Origin of the sequence: Lacticaseibacillus jixianensis, from assembly GCF_003946485.1 — a bacterium.
Classification (GTDB): Bacteria; Bacillota; Bacilli; order Lactobacillales; family Lactobacillaceae; genus Lacticaseibacillus; species Lacticaseibacillus jixianensis.
Genome location: NZ_RHOJ01000019.1, coordinates 1 through 15805 on the forward strand (window position 1 = coordinate 1; position 15805 = coordinate 15805).

Consider the following 15805-nt stretch of genomic DNA (forward strand, 5'->3'; position numbering starts at 1 on the left):
AATTCGCTGCTGTACTTAGTCATAAGAAAAGCCCCACAATCATCAGACTTATCGTCTAACAATTGTAGGGCACTTCATTCCAAGTGGGCCGCCGTTTTGGTTAATATCGTGTTTGAGGTCATTGATTGAGGGGCTATACCCGCTTCAGTACCGCATCAATCAGGGCTTCCTGATCCGTGTAGACCGCCCCGTTGAGCTTGATCAGCCCAACGGTGTAGAGGTTCAGATAGTGGAACTGGTTTTCCGCGACCTGCTGCAGCGCACTCAACTTTTGCTGGTTGGTCGCGCCCAGTCGGCGGGAGTCCGTGTAAAGTCCCAGGATGGGGATGTGCAGGGCGTAGGCTACGCCAATTTCGGTGGCCACCCCGACGTCGATGGTGGGACCGTCCAAAATGGCGATCATGAGATCGGCCGCCCGGACCTTCTCGGTGTCCGCCTGGGCGATCATCTTGGCATCCGCGTAGGCGTTTTTGTCGTTGATGGCTGCGTTTTCCTGGGGCAGGTAGATGTCCAGCGCCGGGCTGGCCTGACGCAGCCGCGCGACCAGCTGCGCGTTAAAGGCGAAATCGGCCTGGCTGAACAGGGCATTGGCAAAATAGATTTTCATCAGGGTCCTCCTTACTTGCGGGTAAACTTGACGATTGCTTCGCAGCGCGCGGTTTGCGGGAACATGTCGACGGACTGGATATAGTCGACCTGATAGCGCCGGGTGAGGAGCACCAAGTCCCGGGCCAACGTCGAGGGGTTGCATGAAATATACACGAACTGCTTGGGCTGTGCCTTGAGCAGGGCGTCGATGAATGGGCGCTCCAGCCCAGCGCGCGGCGGGTCGACGATGACCGCATCGGGGGCAAAGCCCTCACGCAGCCACTGCGGAAAGAGCGCCTCGGCGGTGCCGACTGTATAGTGCGCGTTGGTCACGTGGTTGAGGGCGGCGTTGCGGTTGGCATCTGCCACGGCGGCCGCGATGATTTCCATCCCGCGGACCTCGCCCGCGGCCTCGGCCAGGCTGATGCCGATGGTGCCGATGCCGGCGTAGGCATCGACCAGCTTGGCGCCCGGCTTCAGCGCCAGCGCCTTGAGGGCCTGTGTGTACAACACTTCGGTTTGGGCCGGGTTCAGCTGCAGGAAGGCCTGCGGGGAGACCTGAAAAGCGCGGCCGAGCAGTTTTTCGGTGATGTAAGGTTGGCCGGCCAGCAGCTGGGTCTCTGGCCCCCAGATCAATGGGGTGTCGCCCGGGTTGATGTTCTGCGAAACGGAGACCACCGCCGGCAGCTTGGCGGCGATCGCTGCCAGCAGCTGGGTTTTGTGCGGCAGCTTGGCTGAGTTGGTAACGAAGGTGACCTGCACTTCGCCGGTGGCCGCGGATTCACGGACCACCAGCGTCTTCACGATGCCGGCGTGAGCGTGCTCGTCGTAGATCGGCACGGCCAGGTCCTCAAGCAACTGGCAAAGGACCTGGATCACCTGCATCGTCAACGGCCGCTGGGTGAGAAAAGTGGTCAGCGGCACGAGCCGGTGCGAGTGCGGCGCGTACAGGCCGGCGCGCACGTGACCGTCGATCACGCGGACGGGGAACTGCGCCTTGTTGCGATAGTGAGTGGGGGCGGCGGCGCCGATGGTCGGCCTGAGGTCATAGTGCTGCCAGCCGGCCGGCTTGAATTTGGCGAGGCTCTGCGCCACGACGTCCCGTTTGAACTGGAGCTGGGCGGGGTAGGCGAGGTGGTTGAGTTCCACGCCGCCGACACTGCCGTACAGGGGCTCTGCCGGCTTGACCCGGTCGGGTGAGGCCTTCTTGACGCGGTGCAGGGTCGCCTCCAGGTAGCGGTCGTGCACCGCAGTGACCTCGGCGACCACGATCTCGCCCGGCAAGGCGCCGGTAACGAAGGTGATTTTGCGTTTATAGTAACCGATGCCGCGGCCGTTAATGTCCAGCCGCTTGATCGTGAGCGGGAACCGGGTCCCGACTTGTACAGTGTTTTCCATGAGGCACTTCCTTTTGCCCGTATTATAGCGAACATGGCGCCGCTTCACCAACTCAGGTATAATTCCAGGCGGGAGGTTTTCAACCGTGAAAATCAGATTAGAAGCGAATTCTTCGAAGAAAACGATTGCGTACATCAGTTGCAACGGCCAGGTCCAGGAGCTGATCGCTGGCGGCACCCTTGAACTGCCGGTGCACCGCGGCGATACGGTCACGTTCAAGGTCGGCCGGTTCTCACAGACGCACCGGCTGGCGTTTCAGTCGCCAAGCGCCAGTTTCGTGCTGGAACCCAACCGGACACTGCTGTACGCGTACATGGCGGCGCTGGCCGTGATGATCGTGGCCGTGTGGTACGTGAAGAACATCTCGAACACCATGCTGACGATCCTGGTCGTCGCCGCGCTGGTCGTGTTCGAGGTGGTCAATTACTTCAATGGCTACCGGGCCGTGCCGGTCCACCGTTAGGGGCGAAAGCGATGAAAATGCTCCAAGGAAACGGGTTTTTGATCATCCTCGTGGTGCTGCTGGCGCTGGGTATCGTCGGCTACCTACTTAACAGCGCGGTGCTGCTGATCCTGCTGCTGGTGCTCGTGGTGGCGCTGATTGGGCTGAGAATCGTAGGCCTGCAGCGAGGCAAGAAAAAAGACTGACCCGGAGTCAGTCTGGTTGGGCGACTAACTTCGGTCGCACCGCGTACAAGGTGTTCATGAGGTTGAAGAAATCCATTTCAGTGGCCACGAGCTGCCAGTTGATGACCCGCACTTGGGCTAGGCGGGCGGGCGAATAGTACCGGTCCAACACGCCGGTCGTGTTCAGGGTCGTAATGATGACATCCGGCAAGATATTGGCATTTGGGGAAACGATCTCGACGAAGTGAATCCCGTTGAGAAAGGTGAGTAGATCGCGGCTCATGAACGTGCCGTGGTCGACGATGACCGCGACTTTGAGCCGGTGATCGGCGTTCAGCTCTGGAAAATCCGGGGCGATGATGCCGTAGAGCTGAACGGCCATTGTGTCGTAGTAGCCGGCCAGAGCGCCGACCTTTTCCGGATCGAGTTGCGCGAAGTACTCATGGATCAGATCGGACAGGTGGCCGCGGGTCGCGTCTTCGCCTTCGGGATTAAGAAAGTCCAACCGCATGGCAAAGTTGCCATGCAGGGTGAGAAAGGAAAATGCGGCGCGGTGCAGGTTGGCCAGTAAGACGTCATGGGCATGGGGCGCGGCCTCTTTGGTGCCTTTTTGGCATGCCGCCAGCAGAAAATCCAGCATTCCTTGCGCAAACTCATGGACCGGGGGAATCGTGCGCAGGTAGGCCATGATGGTTTGATCCTGACCGTTCAGGGTCTCCCGCAATGACACGTAATGCATCTGGCAGAAGTCGTAGTAGTCGCGTTCGCAGGCGAGGTCCGGTTCGCTTAGTTGGGGGAAATGCGCGCGGTTGTAAACGGGAGAGCCAGCCCCCGGCTTGGCGACGGTTGGCAGCTGCTCGCTTGGCGTAACGAAGTGGCCGCAGGCGATGCGGTGGGCCTGGATCGCCAGCAGCATGACATCCTGCTTGTTGGGGACGGCGGTGGCGTTGTGCATCGAGCCCGGCGCGGCCACGTTCAGGGCGGCGAACATCTGCCGCGCCTGCTTGAACTCACGCTCCGAAAACGGCCAGCCGACCCCGCGGTAGGCGAGCTTGTAAAAGGTGAGGATCAGGATCCGTAGCTGCGCCTCGGGCCCTTCCGGCGCCCAGGTGCTGGCGTTCAGGCGCAGCCCCTTGGCGGTCATGTAGTGGCGAAAAGCGGCGACGCGGCGCCGGAGGGTGGAGATGCTGATGCCGGCGTCTTGGCAGAAAGCGTGGACGTCGGGTGCTTCGGCGCGAAAGGCGTAGTCAAAGAAGCGGAAGGCCATGGACTGGTTCAACAGGTGAAAGCGGTATTCGTCAACGCTCAGCTCCCCTGCCAGCTCGGTGAACGTGACGTCGCTGCCGTGCTTGATGTGGCTTGGGTACATCTGGGCCAGGTCAGCCATAATTTCCTGATAAGCATTATAAGTCTGGGAATAGGTCAGCCCCGATTCCTCGTTGAGCCGGTTGATCGTGAAGTTATTCGGTGAATGCGCCTTCATGAGTCGAAAGACGCGGTAAGTCGTGGTCGTCCGCTTATCAAAAAAGCTGTCTTCGAACATCTTTTTTACCCCCCGATTCGCGGTTTTTAACAAGATTATTGTACCATAGTCATTAATCAAGAGGCGCATCGAAGGAAGGTTACCCCATGCCAACAATTACTAAAATCACCGCGCAAAAGCGGCGCGGTCGCTACAACATTTTTCTGGACGGTAAATACGCCTTTCCCGTCAGTGAAGGAACGCTGGTGAAGTACCGGCTGATCAAGGGGGCGGAGCTGACTGCCGAGCAAATAGCGGCGCTCAAAGATGCGGAAATTGCCGCGGCGGCCAATGCGACCGCGCTGAATTTCATCAGCCACCAGCCGCGCACCGTCCATGAGGTCAGCGCCCGGCTGCGCCAAGACGAGGTGCCAGAACCGGTGATTGCGCAGGTGACCGCTCACCTCAAGGAAATCAAGGTGCTTAATGATGCGCAGTACGCAGAGATCCTGATCCGCGACGACCTGGCGATGGGGGAGCGCGGGCCGCGCCAAGTCGTTTCGCGGCTGCGCGAGAAGGGCATTCATCCGGAGTTGGCCGAGCGCGCCGTGGCGCAAGTTTCGGCCGTGCAGTGGCAAACCGTTGCCGACCGGGTGGCCCAAAAGGCGGCTCGCCGCACCCAGCACAAACCGTTCAAGGATCAGCAGACCAAGATCCGGCTGGCCTTGATGCAAAAGGGGTTTGAGGGCGCAGCGGCCAGCGCCGCACTGGCGGCGTTGCACCTCGAGAAGGATCAGGAGCAGGAGGACGATTTGCTGAAGCGCGAGGCGGCCAAGCAGTGGCGGCTCAAGCGCAAATACACCGGTTTTGACCGGCGAAATCGGGTTAAGCAGGCGCTGGCCCGCAAAGGGTTTGATTTTGATGCCATCGATGCCGTCCTGGCTGAGCTGCCGGATGACCAGTGATGTCCTAGTGTCCCCGCGGCCTTTCTGTTATACTTGAAGGGACAAAATGATAATGCTGAAAGCTGGATAACTAATGCGGATCCCCAAGGAAGGCGATTATGTCGCCATTCAGAGCTACAAGCACGACGGGAGCCTGCACCGCACATGGCGAGACACCATGGTTTTGAAAACCAGCGAAGACGCAATTATCGGTTGTAACGATCACACCCTTGTGACCGAATCTGATGGCAGGCGCTGGCTGACTCGTGAGCCGGCGATCGTGTATTTTCACAAACATTACTGGTTCAACGTGATCGCAATGATCAGAGAAGGCGGCGTTTCGTATTACTGCAACCTCGCCAGTCCCGCGATCCTGGATCAGGAGGCGCTGAAGTACATCGACTACGATCTGGACGTCAAAGTCTTCCCGGATGGGGAGAAGCGGCTGCTGGACGTTGATGAGTACGAGGCGCACAGCCGTAAATGGCAATACCCGCAGACGACGGACCGCATCTTAAAGGCCAACGTCCGCGTCCTCGTCGATTGGATCAACCATGGCAAAGGACCGTTCTCGGCGGCCTATGTGGATCTATGGTACAACCGGTACTTGCAACTGTCTCACCGGGTGTAGACGCTCAGGCGCGAGGAGACTCGCGCTGTTTTTGTAAGGTGCAAAGGCTTGGCGAACTTAGGCCGATGATTAGCCGCTACGCATGTCACCCCGTACGCCATGAATGGCTACGGGCTGATCATAGATTGCGGCTTTGCCTGCGCAGCAGGTGAAGACGTGACCGTAGCTAATCACTCGGCCGTTGCCAAGCCGGCGCCCGATTAGGTAAGGTGCAAAGGCTTGGCGAACTTAGGGGGACAGTCAGCCGCTACGCATGTCACCCTGTACGCCATCAATGGCTACAGGGTGATCATATCTCCCCGCTTTGCCTGCGCAGCAGGTGAAGCGGGGGGCGTAGCTAAATGCTCCCCCGTTGCCAAGCCGGCGCCCGATTAGGTAAGGTGCGAGGACCGGCGGGTTTAGCCCGATGGGTTGCCGCTACGCATGTCACCCCGTACGCCATGAATGGCTACGGGCTGATCATAGATCGCGCCTTTGCCTGCGAAGCAGGTGAAGGCGTGATCGTAGCAAGCCACTCGGGCGTTGCCGGTCCAAGCCCGATTACCACGTCTCAGCACACAGATAAGGAAAATGTTGGAGGCAAACATGACAGACTTGATCGATCAGCCCACCAGCCAGTTCGTGGGCAAGGTTTATACAACTGAAAGCAGTGACCAGATGGGAACGTTCTATCCGGCCTGGCAGGAATTTGAAGCGGATGGGTACTTTAAGCAACTCGATCAGCTCTGCAGCCAGCCGAACCGGTCGTACTTGGTCGTTTTTTCACCGTACGGCAATTTTCAGTACTGGATCGGCAGCGTGACGCCAGTCGGCGTGGCCGCGCCGGCGGGACTGGAAGCCGTGCCGCTGCCGGCGGGGACCGTCGGCAAGACGAGCGGGCCGGTCAACGGCCTCTTGAATCAGCTGCCGGTGCAAACTGCAGTCGGCAAGGGGTTTGAGATGTTGGAAAAGGCGGGCTTTACGATCCCGGCGCACATTGGCCAGACAGATCACCCGTATTACTTGGAATCCTACCCGGTCACAGACGGCAAGGTCAGCCAGGTCCAGTATTTGCTGTACATCAACCCGGATCAGTTAGGGGGCTACGATGAGTTCGATTAACGAGCAGCGGATGATCAGCGGCCAGCTTTACGATGCCGGCGACCGGACGCTTCAGCAAAAGCGTCTGCATGCCCGGCTGCTCACGGAGTCCTACAACCGCACCAGCGTGGCCGACCAGGCGGGGCGGCGCACCATCTTGGCGCAACTCTTTCACCAGTTCGGTGAGGGCAGCTACGTCGAGCCGCTGCTGCACGTCGATTACGGGGCGAACATCACGATCGGCAGCCACTTTTACGCCAACTACGATCCGCTGCTATTGGACGTGGCGCCGATCACGATTGGGGACAACGTCATGTTTGGCCCGCGGGTGAGCCTGCTAACGCCGGGGCATCCGATCGATGCGGCGATCCGCAATTCCGGCTTGGAGAATGCCAAGCCGATCACCATCGCCAATAATGTCTGGCTCGGCGGCGGTGTCACCGTACTGCCTGGGGTCACGATCGGCAATAACGTCGTCGTGGGTGCCGGCGCGGTGGTGACCAAAGCCGTGCCCAGTGACGTGATCGTGGTCGGCAATCCGGCCAAGGTGCTGCGGCCAATCACCGCCGCGGACGCCCGCGAATGGACGGAGCAACGCGACGCCTACCTGGCCGCCATGAACGCGTTGAGTTAGCCGTCAGTCTTCTTTAATGGGGTGAGCATATGCCGAAAAACCGCCTTGAGGCCTTCACGGATGGGGTCATTGCCATCATCATCACCATCATGGTCCTGGAGCTGCATGCGCCCAGCGCCGGCAGTTGGGCTGCGCTATGGGCGATGCGCGAGGTCTTCGCGATCTACCTGGTGTCCTTCTTCTCGCTGGCGGTGTACTGGAATAATCACCATCACCTGTTTCTGCTGGTGAAGCGGATCAATGGCCGCGTGTTGTGGGCCAACGTGCTGTTTTTGTTTGCGGCCTCGTTCTTCCCGTTCGCGACAGACTGGGTCGGCGCCGGCCACGTGGCGGCGCGCGCGCCAGAGATGACCTATGGCCTGGTGATGCTTGCCACGGACGTGACCTTCTGGCTCTTGATCCAGACCTTGATCCACGCCGACCGCCATAATGCCGCTTTGCGTGAACTGCTCGGTCACGGCTACTACAAGCCGATCGTGACCATTGGCGGCAACGTGCTGGCGCTGGGTGCCGCCTTCATCTGGCCCACCCTGACCATCCTGATCGACGCGTTGCTGCTCTTGCTCTGGGTTCGGCCCGAGCGCCGCATTGAGCATCACGTGCACGCGGCGTTCCGCAGCAACGAAAAAAATCGCCCCTAATGTGCGGGACGATTTTTCTTTATCTTTTTAGGCGAAAACCAAGCGCATCTCGCGGTGCCGAATACCGGCGTCCAGGAACTCCGGTCGCGCCGTAAGCTCGTAGCCGAGCGCCTTGTAAAAGCCGAGCGCGTGGACTTGGGCCCCGAGGCGCAGCTCCCTGGCGCCGTGCGCCTCGGCAAAGTCGGCCAAGTGCTCAAGCAGCAGTTTGCCGACCCCGTGATGCCGGTAGGGGGCGGCAACGGCGACGCGCTGGACGTGGTAGCCGTAATCTTCAGGCAGGAGCCGCGCGGTGGCGACGGCCAAGCCGTTATCGTAGGCCACAAAGTAGGTGGCCTTGGCCTCATCGGCGTCAACTTCGCGCTCCGGGGCAACGTGTTGTTCCTTCACAAAGACAGCCGTGCGGATCGCCAAGGCATCCTGGTAGACCTGGCTGTTCAGGTCCGTACTCATTTCAATGTCCATTTATTTGATTCACTGCTTCCTGTTAATTGGGTAATGCGAGTATTATAGACCATACGAAGGAAGGTGTGAACGATGTTTCAGAAAATCCGTGAGTCGCGGCTGATGTACTGGTCGCTGGAAGCGCTGATCCTGGTCTTTTTGATCATTGGGTTGACGAACCTCAGCTTCTTATTCCAACCAATCGCGACCTTTTTCTCCATTCTCTTGATCCCGTTCATTGCCGCCGGGTTCCTGTACTACCTGTTCAACCCGCTCGTTAACTGGTTGGGCAAGCTGAAGATGCCGCGGCCGGCGGCGATCGCCCTCATCTTCATCGCAGTCTTCGCCCTGATCGGCGTGGTGGTCGCGACGGTCATTCCGAACCTGGTCGATCAGACGACCCAGCTGGTCTTGGGCCTGCCCCACTTTCTGAAGCAGCTGCGCCACGAGGTCACCCAGCTGTCGAACTACCGGTGGTACCAGCAGCTAGGGGTCGGCAACTTGGTGAGTCGGATCCAGGTGGAGCCCGCCAAGCTCCTGCCGAAAATCGTGGGCAATTTCACGAGTGGGGTGCCGAGCTTGATCGGCTCGGTCGCGTCCGTCATCATTAGCGCCATCACGATCCCGGTCCTGCTGTTTTACATGCTGAAGGATGGCGAACGCTTCGTGCCGGCCATCCAGCGGCTGGTGCCGGAGCGCTACCGCGTTGAGGTGCAGACGGTCTTCACCCGCATGAATCAGACCTTGTCGCACTACATTGCTGGGCAGGCGATCGAGTGTGTATTCGTTGGGACGTTCACCTTTGTCGGCTATCTGATCATCGGCATGCCGTATCCCTTCCTCCTCGGGTTCATTGCCGGGGTGGTGACGATCATTCCGTATCTCGGGCCGTACATCAGTATCACCCCCGCGCTGCTCATCGCGATGACGGAGGGCTGGACCAAGGTGGCCCTGGTGATCGTGGTCGTCTTGATCGTGCAACAGACCGATGGCAACTTCATTTATCCAAATGTCATTGGCCACAGCCTGAACATTCATCCGTTGACCATTATTGTGATCCTCTTGGTGGCCAGCCACCTGTGGGGGATCTTGGGCACGATCTTGGCGGTGCCGGTGTACGCCGTGGTCAAGACGGTCGGGACGTACGTGCTGGAGCTGTACCGGTTCCACCGCGAACAGGCCGCCCAGGAGCCGCTGCTGGGTAAGCCGGCGCCCAAACCACTGAAAAAGTAATCACTTGCGGGGGCTTAGCCGCCTCGCTTAAAATTAAAGTAACTACCAGGAGAGGAAGATTCGTTATGCAAGGTGATGCAGGCGCTGCCATATGGGGCCAGCTGCTACTGATCGTCATTTTGACGGTGATCAACGCGGGCTTTGCCGCCGCCGAGATCGCCGTGGTGTCGCTGAGTCGCAGCAAGATCGAGGGCCAGGCCAAAAAAGGGGACAGGAAGGCCAAGAAGCTGCTCAAGATCATGAACAACTCGTCGAATTTCCTGGCCACGATCCAGGTCGGGATCACCTTCGCGGGGTTCTTTGCGTCTGCTTCCGCGGCGACGACCTTAGCGAGCCGCGTGGAGCCGCTGTTTGGGCACGTGAGCTTTGCCCACGAACTGGCGGTCCTGCTGGTCACGGTGATCTTGTCCTACTTCTCGCTGGTCTTCGGCGAGCTTTACCCTAAGCAGGTGGCTTTGCAAATGACGGAACGCGTGGCTAAGGCCGCCGTGGGCCCGATTTCAGTGATCGGCGTGCTCATGCGCCCGTTCGTGTGGTTGCTGTCCGCCTCCACCAACGTACTGCTCAAGCTGACGCCCATCAAGTTCTCCACGGATCAAAACAAGGTCACCCGTGAGGAGATGACCTCGATGATCGAAAGCGGCAAGCAGTCTGGGGCCATCGACGCTGATGAGTACGAGATGCTGGAAGGCATCATCAGCCTGTCCAATAAGCTGGCCCGCGAGGTGATGGTGCCGCGCATTGACGCCTTCATGGTCGACGCGGATCAGCCAGACGAGACGGCGATCGACGCGATCCTGTCCAACATCTATTCCCGCATCCCCATCTACCAGAAGGACAAGGACAACGTCATCGGCATCGTCCACATCAAGAACCTCCTGCGGCAGGCCCGCCGAGTCGGCTTTGCCAACGTGCGCCTCGAAGATATTATGACTGACCCGCTGTTCGTGCCGGAAACCATCAGCATTGACGACCTGCTGACCGAGATGCGGATCCGGCAGCAGCAGATGGGCGTGCTTCTGGATGAGTACGGCGGCGTGGTGGGGCTCGTGACCATCGAGGACCTGCTGGAGGAGATCGTTGGCGACATTGACGACGAGTCGGATTCTGCGACCGTCAATTACACCAAGCTTGATCAGGACGATTACTTGATCAACGGGCGGATGACCCTGAGCGACTTTAACGAGGCGTTTGGCACCAGCCTGCACGCACCGGATGTGGACACGATCGCCGGCTACGTGATCAGCACGCTGGGCGCGATCCCGAACACCCACAAGCAGGAAACGGTGCCGATCCCGGGCGGCACCCTGACCACCGGGAAGATCGAGAACTCGCGGCTAGTCAACGTGCACTTGCATTTGCCGATCACGGCCGCAACCGACCACCCGGGGCCGGCGGAGTAAAGTCTGATTGAAGAACGCGGCCGGGTTCTCTATAATGATGGAAAGACAAGGTCCCAGTCGCTGGGACTTTTTTAATGAGAGGAAGGTCAGTCCAATGTAACGTGCGGCCATTATCTGTCACTACCGCAATTGAAAGGACCAAGTAATGAAACCACAAGAATTAAGAGACGCGGTAGATAAGCGCCGCACCTTTGCCATTATTTCCCACCCTGATGCCGGGAAAACCACCATCACCGAGCAGCTGCTCTTGTTTGGGGGCGTGATCCGCGAGGCCGGGACGGTCAAGGGCCGCAAGTCCAGCCATTTTGCCAAGTCCGACTGGATGGCGATCGAAAAGCAGCGCGGGATCTCCGTGACCAGCTCGGTGCTGCAGTTTGAATACGCCGGCAAGCAGATCAACATTCTGGACACGCCGGGGCACGAGGACTTCTCCGAAGACACCTACCGCACACTGATGGCCGTGGACGCGGCGGTCATGGTCATCGACTCCGCCAAGGGGATCGAGGCCCAGACCAAGAAGTTGTTTAAAGTCGTTAAGCAGCGCGGCATCCCGATCTTCACCTTCATGAACAAGCTGGATCGCGACGGACGCGAGCCCTTGGACCTGATCGCCGAGCTGGAGGACCTCTTGGGCATCGAAGGCTACGCGATGAACTGGCCGATGGGGATGGGGAAGGGCCTGGCCGGGCTGTATGACCGGGTCGACCACCGCATCGAACTCTACCGCGAAAATGAGGCGGGAGAGCGCTACCTGCCGCTGGATGAAAACGGGCGGCTGGCGCCGAGCGAGCCGCTGGCTAATGATTCCATCTACACGGATACCCTGGACAGCATTGAGCTGCTCAACGACGCCGGCAATCAGTTCAACCTGAAAAAGGTGATGAGCGGCGATCAGACGCCGGTGTTCTTTGGGTCCGCCTTGACCAACTTCGGCGTGGAGACCTTCCTGAAGCATTTTGTGGAGATGGCGCCGGCCCCTGGCCCGCACCGCCTGCAGGACGGCCGCGCGCTCAGCCCGACCGACCCCAATTTTTCGGGCTTCGTGTTCAAGATCCAGGCCAACATGAACCCGAACCACCGCGATCGTATCGCGTTTGTGCGCATCGGGGCGGGCGAGTTCGAGCGGGGCATGGACGTCACGCTGGCGCGGACCGGCAAGGTGCTGCGCCTGAACAATTCGACCGAGTTCATGGCCGACACGCGTGAGCAGGTGCAAACCGCGGTGGCCGGCGACATTGTCGGGCTGTATGACACCGGCAATTTTCAGATTGGGGATTCGATCTACGCCGGCAAGGATCCGGTGGAATACGAGAAGCTGCCGCAGTTCACGCCGGAGCTGTTCATGCGCGTCACCCCCAAGAACGTGATGAAGCAAAAGAGCTTCCACAAGGGGATGCAGCAGCTCGTGCAGGAAGGGGCGGTGCAGCTTTACCGCACCTACACGACCAACGATTACATCCTCGGGGCGGTCGGTCAGCTGCAGTTTGAAGTCTTCAAATTCCGGATGCAAAACGAGTACAACTCCGAGGTCGTGATGACCCCGATCGGCAGCCGCGTGGCGCGCTGGATCGATCCCGAGCAGCTGGACGAGAAGATGTCCTCGACGCGGAATCTGCTGGTCAAGGACGTGCACGGCGATCCGCTGTTCCTGTTTGAAAACCAGTACGCCCAGCGCTGGTTTGCGGATAAGTACCCAGAGGTTAAGCTGACAGCCAAGCTGTAAGCAGAAAGGACAAATGGCACATGGCAGAAGAAAACAAGCATAATGAGGCTGTTCGCGGGATCGCCAATGACGATCTGCTCGGTAAGTGGCGGACGTTCTCGCTGGATAACTCAGACGAGAACATGGGTGAGTTCCTGACCGCGTTGGTCGACAATGCGACGCTCTTGATGGTGGTGCTCGCCGACCAGGAGATCAAGACGGACGAACAGGGCCGCGCCAAGCTCGATCAGGATGTGCAGATGCAGTTCCCGCTGATGTCCAGTCAGGACCGGCAGAATATCCAACCGCTGTTCACGGATTGGCAAGAGGTCAACACCTTGTTTGACAACTGGGACAAGAGTGACCTGCACCAAAACGTGGAGAAGGCGTCCATTCTCCCGATCAGCTTTTCCGACCTAGCGCAGCTCCTGGCGCAAAACGATGGGGTCGATGGCATTGCGATCAATCCGTTCAGCGACAACATCTTCTTCTCCCGCCAGACGGTCGCGGACCTCGCCAAGCAGCAGCAACAGCACCACGCGGCTAATAATGAAGTCAAGGTCGCGGTGTCAGAGCCGCAGAACCTGCCGGCCGGGTTTGAGGACGCCTTGCGCACCGAGCTTTCGCCGACCGGCGTGAAGCAGGCTTGGCTGCGGGTGATCAGCTATGATGGGACCGAGCACCTCGTCTTGATCCTGGATGCCGAGTCAGTCTCCGAGCAGGCCCTTAGCCCGCTGGCCCAAAAGCTGGGCAGCCAAGGTGACGCGCTGCTCAAAGAGGCTGACCTGCAGCTGTCGGTGGTGCCGCTGGATGATGACAGCCGGCCGATGGTTGAGGGCATTGCCCCGTTCTTCCGGGCCTAGGCGACTGCATTTGCAAAAGGCACCAGTCCGTTCGCAACGTTTCTGCGAGCGGGCTGATGCCTTTTTTGCGCATGGCGCCCTTTCAGCGGCGTTAAATCACGTCGATCAGGCTGGCCAGCACGTAGCTGTTGTCGGCCAGGCGATACCACTGGCTGCCGTCTGTGCCGTACACAATCCGCAGCAGGGCGACCTTCGCACCAGCGGGCAGGGGCGCCAGGGCATCACCGTAGGGCTTGGCCCAGCGGGTCACTGCGGCGCGGGCCTGGCCCACGCGCTGCAGGGGCTGGGCGTTGAAGGTGACGGCATCGCTTGTCAGGCGGAGCTGGCTGGGCCCAGGCAGAAACGGGTTGGTTCGCTGCGGCTTGGCGTGGTCGGCGGCGATCCACTGACTGCCGCCGAGGTCCAGGAACACCTGGCCGGCCTGGTCTTTGGCCACCGCGAACACCCGCCAAAATGAGCCGGCGGGCAGCAGCGTGTCATACTTGAGCAGCTGCATCGGCGAGGAGAAGGCCGGTTTAGGCGCCAGCAGCTCCACGTACTCGGCTTCGGGAGCGGTTTGCTGCAGCGCCCCCAGGCGGTAGGTGAAGTGGCGGGACTGACTCGCTTTGCTAAAGCGGCCAGTCTGCACTAGCGGCGCTGCCTGCGCCTTAAACCGGGTCAGCGGCTGGGCGGTAAACGGCGCGTTCAGTCGGCCCACCAGGATTGTTGGTTCGGCGAGCAGCCGGCCTTCCTCGTCGCGGTGGTAGATCGTCACCGGCGCGGCGATGTGCGGCTCGTACACCAGGTAGATGACCGTGTTGCTGGCTGGAAAGCGGTCCAGAAAATTCGTGATTGTGAACAGCTCAAAGCCTTCGATCGCGGGCATCGCTAAGGTCAGCTTGGCGCCGATGGGTCCGCGGAGCACCAACTTTGGCTGGAGCTCCTTTTGGCGGCCGCGCTGGCGGTAGTAGACGGTCACCCGGCTGAAGCGGCGCGGCACGACGGCGGGCGGCAGGTCTGCTGCCGCAGCGGCTGCTGGCGGGCGCGGGGCGGCCGGGCGCGGTGCTGGCCGCGGGGGGCGCACTGGCGCTTCCGGGTGAGCAGCCGGCTTTTCCCGGCGCTTGAACCATTCTGTTAATGTGCGCAGCAGCCCCATAGTGCCCTCCATTCAAAAAAAGCCGGCAACCGCCGGCGTCAAAGATTACAGTTCCTCAGTTGCCAGCGATACCTCGGCGAGCTTGTCTCCATGGATCACGTTGACGTCCGCAAAGGCGACGTTAGCCAGCTTATCAAGCGCAAAAGCGATCTCTGCGTCCTTGATGTTGCGCTTATCGTTGGTAAACAGCAGCTCGTCGTGCGCGGCAGCGCGGGTATAGATCACCGTGGTGCTGCCGAGCGAATACACCTTAATGTAATTCGTGTCGGTATGGGCGAGCTGTTGCGCTACTAAGTGCGGGTAGCTATTGGTGATATCGATCAACCGCATATTTATTGCCCCCAGTCTCAAGTATCCTGACTTCATTATAAGTGAATCACGTAGAAAAACCAAAAGTTTCTGACCTTCTGACGCTTTTATCTTAATTACGCAAAATTTGTTAAACTGACCGTAGGAGGCGATCGTCATGACATTGCAGCATCAACTGCTGAGACCGGCGAGCCGTTATTTTTTCTCCGCCCTACAGCTGTATCGCGCGGCCTTTCCGGCTGAGGAAAAAGTGCCCTTAATTTGGCTGCTTGGGCGCAGCCTTAAAGCCGGCGTCGACTTTTGGGCCTGGCACGATGGCCCAGCCTTTGTCGGGCTGACCTTCAGCGTCGCGAGCCGGGACCTGACGTACCTGATCTTTTTGGCCACCAGCCCCAGCGTGCGCGGGCAGGGCTTTGGCTCAGCGATCTTGGATCGCATCGCGGCCCAGCACGCGGGGCGCCCACTGGTCTTGGCCCTAGAGCCGCAGGACCAAAGCGCGCCCAACCACCGGCAGCGGGCGGCCCGGCTAAGGTTTTACCAGCGCAACGGGTTTAGCCTGCAGCCGTTTCAGGTGGTGGACCTTGGCGTGGCTTATGACACGATGGTCCGCAACGGCCGCTTTGTGCCTGCCCAGTTTGATCATTTGATGCGCGGCTACACCGGGCTTGCGTACCCGTGGTACGGCTCCAAGATTATCGCCAAATAAAAAGGGTT

The 15805-nt window shown here is 59.7% G+C and carries 18 protein-coding genes; 12 read left to right on the forward strand and 6 right to left on the reverse strand.

Annotated elements, in window-relative coordinates:
- Positions 1–133: 133 nt before the first annotated feature.
- Together EKM85_RS08160 and rlmD are read right to left on the reverse strand one after the other, a co-directional pair.
- On the reverse strand, positions 134–607 hold the full coding sequence (locus tag EKM85_RS08160) for a nucleoside 2-deoxyribosyltransferase (RefSeq protein ID WP_125585791.1): 474 nt from the start codon (positions 605–607) through the stop codon (positions 134–136).
- 11 nt (positions 608–618) lie between these two features.
- The gene (rlmD, locus tag EKM85_RS08165) at positions 619–1986 is read right to left on the reverse strand and encodes a 23S rRNA (uracil(1939)-C(5))-methyltransferase RlmD (RefSeq protein WP_125585793.1); all 1368 of its coding nucleotides are present in this window, start codon (positions 1984–1986) and stop codon (positions 619–621) included.
- Between the two features lie 85 nt (positions 1987–2071).
- On the opposite strand from rlmD, the gene EKM85_RS08170 reads away from it, so the two are divergent.
- Together EKM85_RS08170 and EKM85_RS11505 are read left to right on the forward strand one after the other, a co-directional pair.
- Positions 2072–2449, forward strand: a complete 378-nt coding sequence (locus tag EKM85_RS08170) for a hypothetical protein (protein ID WP_125585795.1) — start codon at positions 2072–2074, stop codon at positions 2447–2449.
- Positions 2450–2460: 11 nt separating this feature from the next.
- Complete coding sequence (locus EKM85_RS11505) at positions 2461–2634, forward strand: hypothetical protein (RefSeq protein ID WP_164510720.1); 174 nt, start codon at positions 2461–2463, stop codon at positions 2632–2634.
- A gap of 7 nt (positions 2635–2641) precedes the next feature.
- Here EKM85_RS11505 and EKM85_RS08175 read toward each other — a convergent pair whose 3' ends face one another.
- The gene (locus EKM85_RS08175; RefSeq protein WP_164510721.1) at positions 2642–4156 is read right to left on the reverse strand and encodes a helix-turn-helix domain-containing protein; all 1515 of its coding nucleotides are present in this window, start codon (positions 4154–4156) and stop codon (positions 2642–2644) included.
- 86 nt (positions 4157–4242) lie between these two features.
- Here EKM85_RS08175 and recX point away from each other — a divergent pair, with 86 nt between their 5' ends.
- The 5 genes from recX (at position 4243) to EKM85_RS08200 (ending at position 8005) form a co-directional block, all read left to right on the forward strand.
- A complete protein-coding gene (gene recX / locus EKM85_RS08180) occupies positions 4243–5040 on the forward strand; it encodes a recombination regulator RecX (protein ID WP_125585799.1) in 798 nt (265 codons plus the stop codon).
- A gap of 73 nt (positions 5041–5113) precedes the next feature.
- Complete coding sequence (gene ntdP / locus EKM85_RS08185; protein WP_125585801.1) at positions 5114–5650, forward strand: nucleoside tri-diphosphate phosphatase; 537 nt, start codon at positions 5114–5116, stop codon at positions 5648–5650.
- Between the two features lie 585 nt (positions 5651–6235).
- Positions 6236–6751, forward strand: a complete 516-nt coding sequence (locus tag EKM85_RS08190; RefSeq protein ID WP_125585803.1) for a GyrI-like domain-containing protein — start codon at positions 6236–6238, stop codon at positions 6749–6751.
- Positions 6738–7364, forward strand: a complete 627-nt coding sequence (locus EKM85_RS08195; protein ID WP_125585805.1) for a sugar O-acetyltransferase — start codon at positions 6738–6740, stop codon at positions 7362–7364. Before EKM85_RS08190 ends, EKM85_RS08195 begins: the two co-directional genes overlap by 14 nt.
- A 29-nt stretch (positions 7365–7393) precedes the next feature.
- Positions 7394–8005 (forward strand): TMEM175 family protein, encoded by a 612-nt coding sequence (locus tag EKM85_RS08200; protein WP_125585807.1) that lies wholly within the window; start codon positions 7394–7396, stop codon positions 8003–8005.
- A 27-nt stretch (positions 8006–8032) separates the two neighbouring features.
- Here EKM85_RS08200 and EKM85_RS08205 read toward each other — a convergent pair whose 3' ends face one another.
- A complete protein-coding gene (locus EKM85_RS08205; protein WP_125585809.1) occupies positions 8033–8467 on the reverse strand; it encodes a GNAT family N-acetyltransferase in 435 nt (144 codons plus the stop codon).
- A 72-nt stretch (positions 8468–8539) separates the two neighbouring features.
- Between EKM85_RS08205 and EKM85_RS08210 the strand changes: the two genes are divergently transcribed.
- From EKM85_RS08210 to EKM85_RS08225, 4 genes are all read left to right on the forward strand, one after another.
- Positions 8540–9679, forward strand: a complete 1140-nt coding sequence (locus EKM85_RS08210) for an AI-2E family transporter (RefSeq protein ID WP_125585811.1) — start codon at positions 8540–8542, stop codon at positions 9677–9679.
- A gap of 65 nt (positions 9680–9744) precedes the next feature.
- On the forward strand, positions 9745–11082 hold the full coding sequence (locus tag EKM85_RS08215) for a hemolysin family protein (RefSeq protein WP_125585813.1): 1338 nt from the start codon (positions 9745–9747) through the stop codon (positions 11080–11082).
- Positions 11083–11227: 145 nt separating this feature from the next.
- Entirely contained in the window at positions 11228–12805 is a 1578-nt protein-coding gene (locus EKM85_RS08220) for a peptide chain release factor 3 (RefSeq protein ID WP_125585815.1), read from the forward strand.
- Positions 12806–12825: 20 nt separating this feature from the next.
- Positions 12826–13647, forward strand: a complete 822-nt coding sequence (locus tag EKM85_RS08225; RefSeq protein WP_125585817.1) for an enhanced serine sensitivity protein SseB C-terminal domain-containing protein — start codon at positions 12826–12828, stop codon at positions 13645–13647.
- Between the two features lie 91 nt (positions 13648–13738).
- Here EKM85_RS08225 and EKM85_RS08230 read toward each other — a convergent pair whose 3' ends face one another.
- Both EKM85_RS08230 and EKM85_RS08235 read right to left on the reverse strand, forming a co-directional pair.
- Complete coding sequence (locus EKM85_RS08230; RefSeq protein ID WP_125585819.1) at positions 13739–14782, reverse strand: MucBP domain-containing protein; 1044 nt, start codon at positions 14780–14782, stop codon at positions 13739–13741.
- 45 nt (positions 14783–14827) lie between these two features.
- A complete protein-coding gene (locus EKM85_RS08235) occupies positions 14828–15112 on the reverse strand; it encodes a DUF1827 family protein (protein WP_125585821.1) in 285 nt (94 codons plus the stop codon).
- A gap of 136 nt (positions 15113–15248) precedes the next feature.
- Here EKM85_RS08235 and EKM85_RS08240 point away from each other — a divergent pair, with 136 nt between their 5' ends.
- Positions 15249–15797, forward strand: coding sequence for a GNAT family N-acetyltransferase (locus EKM85_RS08240; protein WP_125585822.1), 549 nt, complete (start codon positions 15249–15251; stop codon positions 15795–15797).
- Positions 15798–15805: the final 8 nt, after the last annotated feature.

Coding starts and splice junctions, on each gene's coding strand:
- EKM85_RS08160 (WP_125585791.1), bottom strand. CDS start 607: ATGAAAATCTATTTTGCCAATGCCCTGTTCAGCCAGGCCGATTTCGCC.
- rlmD (WP_125585793.1), bottom strand. CDS start 1,986: ATGGAAAACACTGTACAAGTCGGGACCCGGTTCCCGCTCACGATCAAG.
- EKM85_RS11505 (WP_164510720.1), top strand. CDS start 2,461: ATGAAAATGCTCCAAGGAAACGGGTTTTTGATCATCCTCGTGGTGCTG.
- EKM85_RS08175 (WP_164510721.1), bottom strand. CDS start 4,156: ATGTTCGAAGACAGCTTTTTTGATAAGCGGACGACCACGACTTACCGC.
- recX (WP_125585799.1), top strand. CDS start 4,243: ATGCCAACAATTACTAAAATCACCGCGCAAAAGCGGCGCGGTCGCTAC.
- ntdP (WP_125585801.1), top strand. CDS start 5,114: ATGCGGATCCCCAAGGAAGGCGATTATGTCGCCATTCAGAGCTACAAG.
- EKM85_RS08190 (WP_125585803.1), top strand. CDS start 6,236: ATGACAGACTTGATCGATCAGCCCACCAGCCAGTTCGTGGGCAAGGTT.
- EKM85_RS08195 (WP_125585805.1), top strand. CDS start 6,738: ATGAGTTCGATTAACGAGCAGCGGATGATCAGCGGCCAGCTTTACGAT.
- EKM85_RS08200 (WP_125585807.1), top strand. CDS start 7,394: ATGCCGAAAAACCGCCTTGAGGCCTTCACGGATGGGGTCATTGCCATC.
- EKM85_RS08205 (WP_125585809.1), bottom strand. CDS start 8,467: ATGGACATTGAAATGAGTACGGACCTGAACAGCCAGGTCTACCAGGAT.
- EKM85_RS08210 (WP_125585811.1), top strand. CDS start 8,540: ATGTTTCAGAAAATCCGTGAGTCGCGGCTGATGTACTGGTCGCTGGAA.
- EKM85_RS08215 (WP_125585813.1), top strand. CDS start 9,745: ATGCAAGGTGATGCAGGCGCTGCCATATGGGGCCAGCTGCTACTGATC.
- EKM85_RS08220 (WP_125585815.1), top strand. CDS start 11,228: ATGAAACCACAAGAATTAAGAGACGCGGTAGATAAGCGCCGCACCTTT.
- EKM85_RS08225 (WP_125585817.1), top strand. CDS start 12,826: ATGGCAGAAGAAAACAAGCATAATGAGGCTGTTCGCGGGATCGCCAAT.
- EKM85_RS08230 (WP_125585819.1), bottom strand. CDS start 14,782: ATGGGGCTGCTGCGCACATTAACAGAATGGTTCAAGCGCCGGGAAAAG.
- EKM85_RS08235 (WP_125585821.1), bottom strand. CDS start 15,112: ATGCGGTTGATCGATATCACCAATAGCTACCCGCACTTAGTAGCGCAA.
- EKM85_RS08240 (WP_125585822.1), top strand. CDS start 15,249: ATGACATTGCAGCATCAACTGCTGAGACCGGCGAGCCGTTATTTTTTC.